Raw genomic sequence first — 12,791 nt, forward strand, 5'->3', positions numbered from 1 at the left:
GGCGCTTTAGAATAACCGCCCGATTTTTCGAAAGCCCATCGCGTACATCACCCCTCCCACGGCGGTGACTCCCAGAAAATAGGGCCACAGATCGCCCCATTGGGTCCCCCGGTAAAAAATGCTTTCGCTCCCTTCAATGTAATAGCGCAAAGGGGAAGCGTACGACAACAGCTGCAACAGCGGGTGCATTGCGTGGATCGGAGTCCATGCACCGCTTAAAAAAATCATCGGCATCATGATGATGATCGAGAGCTGCGCCACCTGCATCACATCCCGCGCGACCGCCGCGATAAACAGCCCGATTCCGGCAGTGGCAAAAACATAAAAAAAACTCAGCACCATAAACGCGGCAAACGATCCGTTCATCGGGGTTTCAAACATTCCGAATACAACAAATCCCAGCGAAATGACGATCCCGACCATCACGATGATCACCTGCGAAAACGATTTCGCCAGAATAATGAGCTTCGGGTCAACCGGCATCAGCAGCATAATATCCCACGTCCCCTGCTCTTTCTCCCGGACAAAGACCACCGCCGTCAAAATAACCGTCAGCATCGTAATGATGGAGAGCATCTCCGTCAGCGCCATAAAGGTGTGGTTGTCGGCGTTGGGGTTGAAGAGTTTGTGCGAAGCGATCTCCAACAAGAGATTGACCCCTGAAAGATCCAGCACGATATTTTGAAGATACCCCAGTGTCGTATAGGCCTGCGACGCCGCCGTCGCATCCACCAATACGTCCAGCTGCGTCCGCTTCCCCCCCCGCCAGTTTTTCTCAAAATCGGCGTTGAAGACGATCCCGATAATGATCTCTTTGTTAAAAATGGCCCGGCTTAACTGCTGCTGTGAATCAAACCGTTTCGGCGGGAGAAATTCGGGAGCATGCAGACGGGTAAGGATCTTTTGGCTCATCCCCCCTCCGGTGAGATCGACGTACCCTACCGCGACATTGCGCGGATTGATCTCGATGCCGCTTCCGGCGATATAGACTTCGACGCTAAAGGCATACAATACGACAAAAACCAGCTGCCACGAGCGGATAAAAGCGATCAGCTCTTTCCCGACGATTGCCCAGAATATCTTGGTCATTTCAGCTCCTTGCGCAGCAGCAGGCTTCCCAAAGTCAGCAAACCGGCTCCATAGAGGGCCAAAATGGCCAGATACCCCTGCGTTTTGGCCGAAGCCAGCCCCTCTCCCACGAGAAAAACGTCATAGAGGATATGATTGTAATACATGACGGGGAAGATATGGGCCTCCACCCGAGACATCCCGATCATCGACGAGATCGGCATGATAATCCCCGAATACAAAAAGCCCGGGATAATCGTAATAATAACGGTCAACACCACCGCGACGATCTGGGTGCGGGTGATAATGGAGATCAGCATCCCGATGGAGAGGCTGATAATGATATAAAACTCCGACGCGATCCAGTAGAGGAGAAAACTCCCCCGAAACGGAACCTCAAACAGATAGACCGCCCATAAAAACACAATAAAAATGTTCACCGAATGGAGGAGAAAAACGGGGATCATTTTCGCGCTCAGAAACTCCGCTTTGGCAACCGGGGAAGCGTAAAAGTTGAACATCGTCCCCCGCTCTTTCTCCTTGACGATCAGCAATGCCGCCAGAATCGCCGGTGCGACAAGGAGGACAAGGCCGATCAGCCCCGGCACAATCGCATCCTCATCCCGCATCGCCTGATTGAACAAACTTCGCTGATTGATCTGGATTATCCCTTTTGCAAGCCCCGGAGCGACGCTCGAAGCCGCGTCCAGAACCACCCCTTTGACATAATTCTCCATCGTCACTCCCCGGCTGGGAAACGCCGCATCGACGTACACCCCGATCTGCGTCGGCTGCGCGTGCAAAAGCCGTTTTTCGAACGATTCGGGGATGATGATGATCAGATCGCTCTCGCCCCGTTTGATCCGGCGAAGCGCCTCATCCTCGCTCACCGAAGAGAGGGTCACGTCAAAATATTTGGAGTGTTCGAATTTGCTGACAAGCTGATGGGAAATGGGGCTTTGATCGTTATCGAGTATCAGCGTCCGCGCATGGGTCACCTCCATACGGATCCCGTAACCGAACAAAAACAGGATCATCGAGGGCATCAAATAGACCATGATGATGAACCGCGAACGGACCAGTTCGGTCAGCTCTTTGAGGATGTACGCCTTGATCACCCCTATTTTCATCGGTAATACTCCCGAAAAATATCCTCAAACGTCCGGGCATCCGGATGGAGTGCGTAGAGGTTGGCAACCGTATCATCGGCCACTTTTCCCCCCTCGCGCAGCAACACGACCCGATCGCAAAATTCCGCTTCGCTCATGTAGTGGGTCGTAATCAAAATCGCAATCCCCCATTTCTCCTTTAAAGCGCTCAGCAGCTCCCAAAACTGCGATCGTGCGATCGCATCGACGCCCGAGGTCGGCTCATCCAAAAACAATACCGCCGGTTCGTGCAACAAGGCGGCTGCCAGAGAGAAGCGCTGGTTAATCCCCAGCGGAAGCTCCGTCGGAACCGAATCGAGATAGTTCGAAAATCCCAGTTCGGACGCATACCGGGAGATCCGCTTGAGCGCGGTATCGATCGGGATCTGCCGCATCGCGGCAAAATACAAAAGATTTTCGCGGATCGTCATGTCGTTGTAGAGGGCAAAATGTTGGCTCACGTATCCGATGGAGGCTTTGAGCGCCTGACGGTCATCGGTATTTCGGATCGCTCTGCCGAAGAGCTTGAGCTCCCCGCCATCAATCGAATGGAGCCCCAGCAGCATTTTGATAAAGGTGGTTTTCCCCGCGCCGTTCGCCCCCAACAATCCTACAATCTCTCCGCGTTTGAGCTGAAGATCGATCCGGTCGTTGGCGACAAACGGACCGAACATCTTGGTCAGCGAATAAGCTTCCATCAGTACCGGATTCCCGTTCTCCTCACTGTCGCGCCGGGTGATCTCAACCGGAGGAGGTGCTCGATTTGTCCGTAGCGCATTCACAAAAAAGAGAGATTCTAACGTTGGTTCGGCATGCTCGGCTGAAAGCGGTAGGAGCGAATAGCTCCTTTCCAACGTCGTAATCGTCCCCTCCGGAGCCTCAGGAGTCCGGAGATAGGTCATCTCCCGGACCGATTCGATCAGCTCTTTTGCACTCCCCTGCGCAATGATCTCCCCCTCATCAAACAGCAATACCCGATCCATCCGCGCCGCCTCTTCCATATAGGCGGTGCTGACCAGAGCAATCGTCCCCTCTTCGCGACGGATCTGATCGAGAATCTCCCACAGTTCAATCCGGCTCATCGGGTCCACCCCCGTCGTCGGTTCATCGAGTATCAGCAGTTTCGGACGGTGGAGCAGCGAACAGATGAGGGAGAGTTTTTGCATCATCCCCCCGCTCAGGTTTCCGGCCCGGAACTCCCTGAATTTTTCGAGTCCCGCCATTTTCAGCAACCGGGTTTTGTAGGTGTGATACGCTTCATCCTGGGGTACATTGCGGATATCGGCGAAAAACCGCAAATGCTCATCGACGGTGAGAAGATCGTACAGCACCAGTCCGATCCCCTGCGGCATCAGGCTGATCAGGGATTTAACCCCTTCGGCCTCTTTGGGGGAGCGGTAAGCGTGTTGATCGAAACGGACTTCCCCTTCAAACGCGATCACCCCCGCAATGGCATGCATTAGCGAACTTTTGCCGGCTCCGTCGGCACCGATAAAGCCGATAATCTCCCCTTTTTCGGCCTCAAACGAGACGTTTTTGATGGAAACTTTCTCTTTATGCCGAACCGTAACCCGATCAATTTTCAGCGTTCCCATCGTCTCACACGTCCCTTTATTCGGGAACTTCGCGCAACGATGCGGGGAGCCCCTTGCCATCTAGCGATATGACTCCCACGGCCGGCAACCCCATTTTCAACAAAGGGTTGGACTCCAACGGTTTGAGATGGACGGCAAAAACCCGCTGAATCCGGTCGCTGGCGACACTCACCTCTTTGGGGGTAAATTCGGCCTTTTGCTCGATCCTGACCACTTTGGCTTTAATCGGCCGATCCGGATAAGCATCCAGAAACAAGACGGCAGCGTCTCCCATTTTGATTTTTCCGTTCTGGAGGGTATCGACAAAAATTTTCAGGTAAAGCTTCCCCGGATCGATCAGTGCCGCAATCGGCATCCCCGCACCGATGACCTCTCCGGAATTGGCGATTTTTTCGACCACGTACCCCTCTATCGGCGAAACGATTTTCATCTCCGCCAACACGGCATCCATCTCTTTTTTCCCGGCTTCGAACCCTTTGATCCCCGATTCCAGCGCCTCTATCCCCCGTTCAAACGCTGTAATCTTCCCCTGCGATACCGATGCATCGATTTGATCGCTTCGAGAGATTTCAAGAGCTTTTTCCAGCTGTTCGCGTTTTTGAATCAGACCGGAGAGCTGCTCATCGTCCGTATGGGCTTTTAACCGTGCAAGTTCGTATTGCCGTTTTTCGATCAAACGGTTCTCGAAAAGGTTTTTCATCCGCTGCGCGTCCTCTTCGCTTTGCGTGACAACGCTTTTTTGGGCATGGATCATCGAATCGAGTTCATCTCTCTGACGCTGTTTGATGATGACATTGGCATCGGCTTTGACCAGAATCTGGGGGAGCGTTTTCTTGGCCATCGCCAATTCGATCCGTTTTGAGGCCAGTTCGGCGTTACGGGCTTCGAGCTGCGCCTCGATCTGTTCTGCTTTAGCCTCCTGTTCGGCACTGCCGATGATGGCAATCACCTCCCCCCTCTTCACCCCATCCCCGTTCTCTTTGAGAATCTGTTCGATCCGTCCGGGATATTTGACGTTCAGGTTGATCAGATCACCGTCAATCCGTCCGCTCCCCTGCACCAGATTCTCCGGAAGAACACGGGCATGCAACTTTGCATACATCATCACCGCCGCACCGATAAAAAGTACCGCGATCAACACTCCCATCCCATATTTGCGGACGACCATCTCCCCTCCTCCACTTTCGTTCACGACCCTCCCCCCTAAAGGGGAGGGGAAGTTCCCTGATTGTAATCTCTCCTAGCTTAAGGGGAAATCTAATGTTGATGTTGCCAGTGGATTATTTAATCCGTTCAAGACTATAATTTTTTCAAAAATGTGCAGATAACAACGGCACACAATTCCAAGGAGGTAGGATGAAACCGCTCTTTTTTTTACTCTCTCCCGTGTTGCTATGGGGAGAGAGTTATCAGGAGGTGATCCGTTCCTGCGATAATTCTTTACTCCTCAAAAGTGCCGATCAGCTCACCGACAGTGCCCGGGAATACTACCGTGCCGCCGAAGGGAAAAATCTTCCGACGATCGATCTGCGCCTCTCTGCCGCAAAACTCTACACCACCCCGACGATGACCTTTAAAATGCCGCCGCTCTATACCCCCATGCAAGCGCCCGTAGCGACCAAAGAGCATGTGGAGGGGGAAGTGATCCTCACCTATCCCCTCTTCAGCGGCTTTGCCATCCGCGCATCCATCGACAAGGCCCGCCTGACCCACGAAAAACTATTCTTGCAAGCCGCCGATGCCAAACGCAACCTCTACATCGACGCCACCCGCCTCTACAGCTCCATCGCTGCGGCCGATGCGATCATCGAAGCCCAAACCGAGGCGAAAAAAGCGATCACAGACTCCTATGAAAAAGCCAAAGGGCTTTATGAGCAGGGGCTTCTCGCCCCCGCCGGGCTTTATACCATCGAAGCAAAACGCTACGCAATCGAGGCAGAGCTCTTTGATACCCAAAATAAAAAAGCGCAGGCACTCAACCATCTCACCTATCTCACCGGTATAACCCTCACGGGTGCCCTCATAGCGACCGATACGCTGAGGGTACCCGCACGCGACGATCTGATCGCCTCAGCCCTGAGCCGGCGCGAAGATATCCTCTCTCTCGCCAAAGCGCTCAATATTGCGCAAACCGACATAGCTCTGGCAAAAAGTCGATACTATCCGACCGTTGCACTGGTCGGTTCCCTCAAACATCAGGGCAATACCCTCTCCCTGAACGGGGACGGTTTTACAAACGCCGACAAAAGCTACGCCGGGCTCAGTGCCAGTTGGAATCTCTTTAACGGGATGAGCGATCTGCATACCCTTCAGGCGGCGGAAGCGGCACAACTCGCTTCCGCCCTCACGCTGGAAGAGTATAAACAGCGTGTCAAAACCGAAATCGACAATGCCTATCTGGATCTCGAAACCCTGCAAAAACGGCTGATCAGTGCCACAATGCAGGTAAAAGCGGCCCAAGAGTATGCCCGACTGACCCAAGGGAGATTTGAAAATCAGCTCGCAAGCGCTGATGAGCTGAGCCGTGCCATCGCCGATCTCTCGGCAGCAAAAGCCGCGAACGCGAATCTGCAAAGCGAACGGTTCAATCAAAATGCGACCCTTTGGCTCAGAGGGGGATTGGAAACCTACCGTGATAATGTGCTAAAATGATCAGAGCTGATGGGGTGTTGAGACTTTTCAAAGACTTTTATATGTAATACTTTTGTGATATAATTTTATCAAAAGTGAGGGAAGATGGATCATCCGGTTTTTGTCAAATTTCGAGATACACAAAACAATACTCTGGCCAATCTTCTGGAGGTACAGACCACGCTGATTTTGGAAGGGTGGAAAAATCAGCCGCGTGTCAAAAATGTCCTCCTTAAACAAAAAATTGATCCCGATTTTTTTATCAAACATTTCGGTGCCCGCGTCCTCGAATATTTTATCGGAGTATTACGGCAGGAAAAACTGCCGGGACAATGCCCCGTCATCATCGTCATGCTGAAATTTTTCGGCAATCACGGGCTCGGACTCGACGACATCTATCAAATCTGTGCCGGCAAACGCAATACCGTCATCCATACCCTTCTCGCAAACGGCATCGCCCATGACGACATACTGTTTGTAACCGCCATCGAACAGTTCGACATCAACTTTACCGGTGTTATCCAAGAGTACATCGCGTTAACGCAGGAGAAAAGATATCCGCATCACGATGAAAAACTACTCACCTGCAATCTAGATCCCATACCGACAATAGACCCTATCCTCATCAACGACTATTTTGCCGTTACCGATCCCTCTCAGGATAAAGAAAAAGTCCTCTTTCGCATCGACGATGCCGATGACATCCTCGAATATTTCAGCGAAATGTCCGAACAGCTCTCCCTTGCCGCGCTCCATCGCAATCCGGAGCCGATTCTCTATGTCGCCGCGATTTTTTCCAAAGTCGCTTCGATTTTGCTCCACTATACCCCCTACCTCGACTCTCTGGCCGCAAGCATGAGCGAACTCTCTACGGCCATGTATCAGCATACCGATCCTTTTATGTCACTCCTTCTCGAAATGCAAGACGGAGTGCTGAAACTCTTTGACGGTGTCAATGCCGATATGGACCGTTACATCCAGCGCTTCAGCGTCGAAAATATCGCCATGAAAAATACCCACCACATCCATGAACCGACCTCCCTGAGCATACGGCAGATCATCGAGATGTTCGCCCCTTCCGCAGCGCTAGAGGATGGGATCGATTTTTTTTAGGTAATGAAGCCAGTTATGAAAACCTCTCGGTACAGCTTCATATTCCACTCAAAGTGTTGGTGCCGAAAGTATCAGCGTAAAATTTTAACGCTCAGTTTTATAAAATCGATGATCCCTATCAAGGTAAACAACATAAAAAGTATTTTTATCAAATAACATTCGCGTAGTAGGATGAGAATTATTATGATACTCTTCAGGGATAACAAAACCGATTACCCTAACGAGATTTTCTAAATGGAATCGCGCCCATTCAGCTTGATGTGGAATATGTTTAGGCTGTGTAAAATCACTATTTACTGGAAATGAACCATATATTTCAAGAACATGAAATGAACCTACATTCTGTTTTGTCCAAAATTCTAAAGATTCCTTAGAATAATTTTTCATTTTTTCAAGTAATTTTATTAACTCAAAATGTTCCCAATCTTCAAAATTCTGACTTATGCCATCTTGTACATCAAAATAGCTAAAGTTAAATTTGCATCTTTTCGTCAAATCATTGCTTGAATCTACTAATGAAATAATTGGGATTGAAGCTAAAAACCCTTCTTTTCTATGATTTTTAAATTTTCCCATTTTATGCCGTCAATTTTGGTTTTCCGCCAATTTTACCGGCTTTATATATAGGAGTAATAGGTCGATCATTACGAAGAATATCACCCGGAATTTCATCTAGCCGATACAAAAAGCTTTCGTTATCTTCTTTATTGACTAATACAACTCGATATTTCCCCAGCTTATCCATAATATCCGTATTATGTGTTGTAAAAATCAATTGTGCGTTCTTAACATTTTTCACTGGATCATCAAAAAAGTCAACAAGCATAGGCAAAATATCAGGATGTAAATTAATATCGAATTCATCCAATATTAATGTTCGACCATGCCTAAGAGCAATGGCATAATTTCCTAACTGTAAATAAAGTGATTTGGTACCACTCGATTGTTCATAAAAAGTTAATATTTTTGAGTCACTGCTATTATTCCTAAAATAAAAAATTGGAAAATATACAATATTCCCGGTATCATCTTGTCTGTCTAATATTTTTATATTATCAATACCTGTATCAGATTGCTTTAATACTTTAATAACAAACTCAAAAATATCCTGATTATCATAATAGAATTTGGAGATTGTATCATGGTCATGTAATGGTTGTTCATTTCGACCAAAGGGACTAACATTTGTTTTAATTGATTGGAAAAGTTGAGCCAACGGTTTAATACAATTAATTTCATACTGCAAAGCCATACTTATTATAGAAACATTACTTCTAATTTTTATAGTTTTTAATTCATCAAATTCACTAATTGTGCTAATAGTATTTTTTTCTCTCTGTATTATTTGAACATCTCGCTTTTGTTTTCTCGATATTTTTTCCGAAATAACTTCATCTTCTGTAAGAATTAGTTCATATGAATATTCAATATTATCTTGCAAAAAAGCTATAAATATCTCGATGGGAGCATCACAACGAAAAAAACTTCTAATTAAAATTTTTTCCTCTGGTTTAATCTCACTAAATGAGTTAAGAACAAACGATTGAATAAATTGGAGTAATTTTAAAACATTTGTCTTTCCTGATGCATTTGCACCTTTGATAGCAAGAACATTAAAAGCGACATTTTGTCCTGTCTTTTGATCATTTGAACGCAAATTAATTTCAAACCCTTCTTTAAAAGAATAGAAGTTTTTAGCACCAAATTCTAAAATCATTCTGTTTCCCTATATTGTCAATATTTTTTACTTTTTATTGTAAAAATAATACTCTTATTTAAATAATATGTCAAATATGACAAAAATTACGTTTTAAAATAACAAACAATGACTTCACTAAAATTCACCCCTCCCCTTTATCAACTCTCCCCCGCATCTTCTTAATATTCCCGTGCATCGTCATGACGCTTTTGATCAGTTTCCGGAGCCTCGTCTTTGTTCTCTTCCTCACTTCTCGATTCCTGAGAAGCCGGTTAACGCTTCATTCAAACAACATGATATAATAGTTGCGAACATAATGATTTTTTTTATTGTGCAAGGGGCATCCTAATGACACAAACCATCGATATCCTAAAGAAAGAGCTCGAAACGACGCAGCGTGCACTGGCCGAATCCACAAAAGATCGCCTCCTCAGAGAGGCTGAAGTGAATCGGCTAACCGAAGAGTTGCTCAAAACGCGTCATCAGATCGAATATGCCGAACAAGAGTGGATTGCCGCGTTGGACGTGGTGGAAGATTTGATCTTTATCCACGACAAAGATTTCCGCATCCTGAGGTGCAACCGCGCTTATCAACACTACGCCTCCCTCCCTTTCAAACACATCATCGGCCAACCCTATTTTGAAATTTTCCCCAAAACCCACCTCCCTTTGCCCCAGTGTCTCAATAGCATCGAGAATGAAATCCGGGGAGATGAAGATCTGATTGAGGTGAACGGTACCGATTTTCGTTCACGTTCCTATCCGATCCATAACGAATCGGGGGAGTATCTCTATTCCGTACATATCCTCGAAGATATCACGGAACGCAAAAATTTTATCAGCGCATTGCGCGAGAGCGAGGAAAAATTTCGCAGCATCACCACTACGGCCCAAGATGCCATCCTCATGATGGACGATGCGGGGAAAATCACCTATTGGAACCACGCGGCCGAAACACTGTTCGGCTACTCCGAAGAAGAGGCCACCGGTCAACTTTTACATACGCTGATCGCCCCTGAGCGGTTTCATGCCGCCCACGATCATGCTTTCGTCCATTTCAAAAAAACGGGGCAAGGGGCGGCTGTCGGAAAGACACTCGAATTAACCGCTCTGCGAAGAGGGGGGGATGAATTTCCGATAGAGCTCTCCCTCTCATCCGTCATGAAAAACGGCCATTGGAATGCGATCGGTATCATCCGCGATATTTCCGAACGGAAAAATGCCGAAATTCTGATTCAACGCGAACGGGACTTTTCCGAACGTTTGATTGCGACGGCACCGGTCATTATCCTGATCCTCGATCCAAGAGGGCGTATCGTCCGGTTCAATCACTACATGGAAACACTTTCAGGCTATTCTCTTCACGAAGTTGAAGGGGAAGATTGGTTTAATACCTTTCTTCCCGAACCGGATCGGGAAAAAACAAGAGCGTTGTTTCTGGAAGCCATCGATGATATCCAGACACAGGGGAATGTTAATACGCTGATAACGAAACAGAAAGAAGAGCGGCAGATCGAATGGTATGACAAAACCCTGAAGGATGAAGAGGGGGGCACCATAGGGCTGATCGCTATAGGGACGGATGTCACTGAGCGCATAGCGGCGCAGGAGGTGCTGAAACTGTTTCGTACCCTCCTCGACCACTCCAGCGATGCGATCGAAGTCCTTGATCCCCTGACGCTCCGGTTCGTGGATGTGAATGAGACCGCGTGCCGCGCTCTGGGATACACCCGTGAGGAGTTGCTGTCGATGAGTGTCCGTGCTATCGATCCCGCAATAACCGAGTCTCAATTGCAACAGCTGGATCATGAAGTGAAAACAGAGGGGGCCGTCTTATTTGAAACCCGCCATCGTCGCAAAGACGGTTCCGAATTTCCGGTCGAGATCAGTATGTCCCTCGTTCAAAATGCCCATGAATATCGGGTTGCTATTGTACGGGATATCACGGAACGCAAAAATGCCGAACAATCCCTCAATCGTGCCAATCAAGCCCTTAAAACCCTCTCTGCGGGAAATCTGGCACTGGTACGGGCGACCGATGAAGATGAACTGCTGAAAACGGTCACAAAGGTCATTGTTCAAGAGGGGGGATACGCGCTGGCGGTGGTCGACTATGCCAACGAGGACCTTCAAAAGAGCATTACCCCTATGGCATGGGCAGGTTTCGAGGAGGAGCAATATTGGATAGAACATCTTAGCTGGGGCGATAACGAAGAGGGGCAGATGCCGGTTGGCAAAGCGATACGAAGCGCAAAGGTACAGCTGTGCCGAAATATCGCACACGAATCGGAATCTACACGCTGGAGAGAGGCCGCCTTGGCTCACGGCTATCTCTCCAGCATCGCCCTTCCCCTCTCTCATGCCGGCAAGACGTTCGGGGCTCTGAACATTTATAGCTCCGAGAACAAGGCGTTTGATGAAGAAGAGGTCCGGCTGCTGGAGGAGCTCTCCAATGACCTCGCCTACGGTATCATCACTCTGCGTACCCGTGTGGAACATGAAAACCATTCGATCATCCTGCAACAGAGCCTTGAACAATCGATTCAGACGATCGCGGCGACCGTCGAGGCACGCGATCCCTATACCGCCGGTCATCAGCGGCGCGTGAGCGAACTGGCAACGGCTATCGCCGTAGAAATGGGCTTGCCCAAAGAACAGGTCAACGGCATCCATCTCGCCTCCATCATCCACGATCTGGGAAAAATACAGATACCATCGGAGATCCTCTCCAAACCCGGCAAACTCAACACTATCGAGTTTATGCTCATACAGACCCACCCGCAGGCAGGATATGATATTCTCAAAGAGGTCACGTTCCCCTGGCCGATTGCCCGGATGATTCTACAGCATCACGAAAAACTCGACGGTTCGGGGTATCCGCAGGGGCTGGTGGCGGATCAGATCTTACTCGAAGCAAAAATCATCACGGTATCCGACGTCGTCGAAGCAATGTCTTCCCACCGCCCCTACCGACCGGCGCTGGGGATTAATGCGGCGCTTGAGGAGATCAAACGGGGGAGAGGAATCGTCTATGACCCGAGCGTCGTCGATGCCTGTCTCCATCTTTTTAATGAAAAAGGGTTTCGCTTTAGCAGTTAAGAGTAGACTCATTTCACCCCTCCCCTTTGTCAACTCTCCCCCGCATCTGCTTGATGTTCCCGTGCTTCGTCTTACTGTCGAGGCGTCGCTTCTGAGAGTTGCGGGTCGGTTTGGTCGCTTTACGCTTTTTTTGCGTCGCCATGACGCTTTTGATCAGTTCCCTGAGCCGCTCCAGCGCCGCTTCCTTGTTCTCTTCCTGACTTCGTGATTCTTGTGATTTGATGTTGAGTATCCCCTCTTTCGTAATCCGGTGGTCGGTGAGGGACAGCAGCCGTTCTTTGTAGCGCTCCGGGAGCGATGAGGCGTTGATGTCGAAGCGCAGATGGATCGCGGTGGAGACTTTGTTGACGTTCTGCCCTCCGGCTCCCTGGGAGCGGATGGCGGATATCTCGATCTCGCCGTCGGGGATGGTGAGAGACTCGGTGATTTCCGGCATGA

General features: G+C 48.9%; 10 protein-coding genes. 3 read left to right on the forward strand and 7 right to left on the reverse strand.

The features are described from left to right. Window positions 1–6: 6 nt before the first annotated feature. From M0P91_RS08720 to M0P91_RS08735, 4 genes are read right to left on the reverse strand one after another with little or no spacing between them, the layout of a single operon-like run. Window positions 7–1,089 (reverse strand): ABC transporter permease, encoded by a 1,083-nt coding sequence (locus M0P91_RS08720; protein ID WP_295066386.1) that lies wholly within the window; start codon window positions 1,087–1,089, stop codon window positions 7–9. After that, the gene (locus tag M0P91_RS08725) at window positions 1,086–2,198 is read right to left on the reverse strand and encodes an ABC transporter permease (RefSeq protein WP_295066387.1); all 1,113 of its coding nucleotides are present in this window, start codon (window positions 2,196–2,198) and stop codon (window positions 1,086–1,088) included. Before M0P91_RS08725 ends, M0P91_RS08720 begins: the two co-directional genes overlap by 4 nt. Further along, window positions 2,195–3,811, reverse strand: coding sequence for an ATP-binding cassette domain-containing protein (locus tag M0P91_RS08730; protein WP_295066388.1), 1,617 nt, complete (start codon window positions 3,809–3,811; stop codon window positions 2,195–2,197). Before M0P91_RS08730 ends, M0P91_RS08725 begins: the two co-directional genes overlap by 4 nt. Window positions 3,812–3,827: 16 nt before the next feature. After that, a complete protein-coding gene (locus M0P91_RS08735) occupies window positions 3,828–5,003 on the reverse strand; it encodes an HlyD family efflux transporter periplasmic adaptor subunit (RefSeq protein WP_295066389.1) in 1,176 nt (391 codons plus the stop codon). A 164-nt stretch (window positions 5,004–5,167) separates the two neighbouring features. Between M0P91_RS08735 and M0P91_RS08740 the strand changes: the two genes are divergently transcribed. Together M0P91_RS08740 and M0P91_RS08745 are read left to right on the forward strand one after the other, a co-directional pair. Beyond that, the gene (locus M0P91_RS08740) at window positions 5,168–6,463 is read left to right on the forward strand and encodes a TolC family protein (protein ID WP_295066390.1); all 1,296 of its coding nucleotides are present in this window, start codon (window positions 5,168–5,170) and stop codon (window positions 6,461–6,463) included. Window positions 6,464–6,547: 84 nt separating this feature from the next. Next, window positions 6,548–7,555: a hypothetical protein gene (locus M0P91_RS08745; RefSeq protein ID WP_295066391.1), complete on the forward strand. Its 1,008-nt coding sequence runs from the start codon at window positions 6,548–6,550 to the stop codon at window positions 7,553–7,555. A gap of 84 nt (window positions 7,556–7,639) precedes the next feature. Here M0P91_RS08745 and M0P91_RS08750 read toward each other — a convergent pair whose 3' ends face one another. Both M0P91_RS08750 and M0P91_RS08755 read right to left on the reverse strand, forming a co-directional pair. After that, window positions 7,640–8,131: a hypothetical protein gene (locus M0P91_RS08750; protein WP_295066392.1), complete on the reverse strand. Its 492-nt coding sequence runs from the start codon at window positions 8,129–8,131 to the stop codon at window positions 7,640–7,642. Window position 8,132: 1 nt separating this feature from the next. Then, on the reverse strand, window positions 8,133–9,272 hold the full coding sequence (locus tag M0P91_RS08755) for an ATP/GTP-binding protein (RefSeq protein ID WP_295066393.1): 1,140 nt from the start codon (window positions 9,270–9,272) through the stop codon (window positions 8,133–8,135). 330 nt (window positions 9,273–9,602) lie between these two features. On the opposite strand from M0P91_RS08755, the gene M0P91_RS08760 reads away from it, so the two are divergent. Beyond that, window positions 9,603–12,353, forward strand: coding sequence for a PAS domain S-box protein (locus M0P91_RS08760; RefSeq protein ID WP_295066394.1), 2,751 nt, complete (start codon window positions 9,603–9,605; stop codon window positions 12,351–12,353). 13 nt (window positions 12,354–12,366) lie between these two features. Here the strand turns inward: M0P91_RS08760 and arfB are convergent, their stop codons facing one another. Next, complete coding sequence (gene arfB, locus M0P91_RS08765; protein ID WP_295066395.1) at window positions 12,367–12,789, reverse strand: alternative ribosome rescue aminoacyl-tRNA hydrolase ArfB; 423 nt, start codon at window positions 12,787–12,789, stop codon at window positions 12,367–12,369. Window positions 12,790–12,791 lie beyond the last annotated feature (2 nt).

The organism is Sulfuricurvum sp. (genome assembly GCF_023229695.1).
Classification (GTDB): domain Bacteria; phylum Campylobacterota; class Campylobacteria; order Campylobacterales; family Sulfurimonadaceae; genus Sulfuricurvum.

What these genes read in the sequence shown, in the direction of transcription:
- M0P91_RS08720 (WP_295066386.1), bottom strand. Translation starts at nt 1,089, where the DNA reads ATGACCAAGATATTCTGGGCAATCGTCGGGAAAGAGCTGATCGCTTTT.
- M0P91_RS08760 (WP_295066394.1), top strand. Translation starts at nt 9,603, where the DNA reads ATGACACAAACCATCGATATCCTAAAGAAAGAGCTCGAAACGACGCAG.
- M0P91_RS08755 (WP_295066393.1), bottom strand. Translation starts at nt 9,272, where the DNA reads ATGATTTTAGAATTTGGTGCTAAAAACTTCTATTCTTTTAAAGAAGGG.
- M0P91_RS08750 (WP_295066392.1), bottom strand. Translation starts at nt 8,131, where the DNA reads ATGGGAAAATTTAAAAATCATAGAAAAGAAGGGTTTTTAGCTTCAATC.
- M0P91_RS08745 (WP_295066391.1), top strand. Translation starts at nt 6,548, where the DNA reads ATGGATCATCCGGTTTTTGTCAAATTTCGAGATACACAAAACAATACT.
- arfB (WP_295066395.1), bottom strand. Translation starts at nt 12,789, where the DNA reads ATGCCGGAAATCACCGAGTCTCTCACCATCCCCGACGGCGAGATCGAG.
- M0P91_RS08740 (WP_295066390.1), top strand. Translation starts at nt 5,168, where the DNA reads ATGAAACCGCTCTTTTTTTTACTCTCTCCCGTGTTGCTATGGGGAGAG.
- M0P91_RS08730 (WP_295066388.1), bottom strand. Translation starts at nt 3,811, where the DNA reads ATGGGAACGCTGAAAATTGATCGGGTTACGGTTCGGCATAAAGAGAAA.
- M0P91_RS08725 (WP_295066387.1), bottom strand. Translation starts at nt 2,198, where the DNA reads ATGAAAATAGGGGTGATCAAGGCGTACATCCTCAAAGAGCTGACCGAA.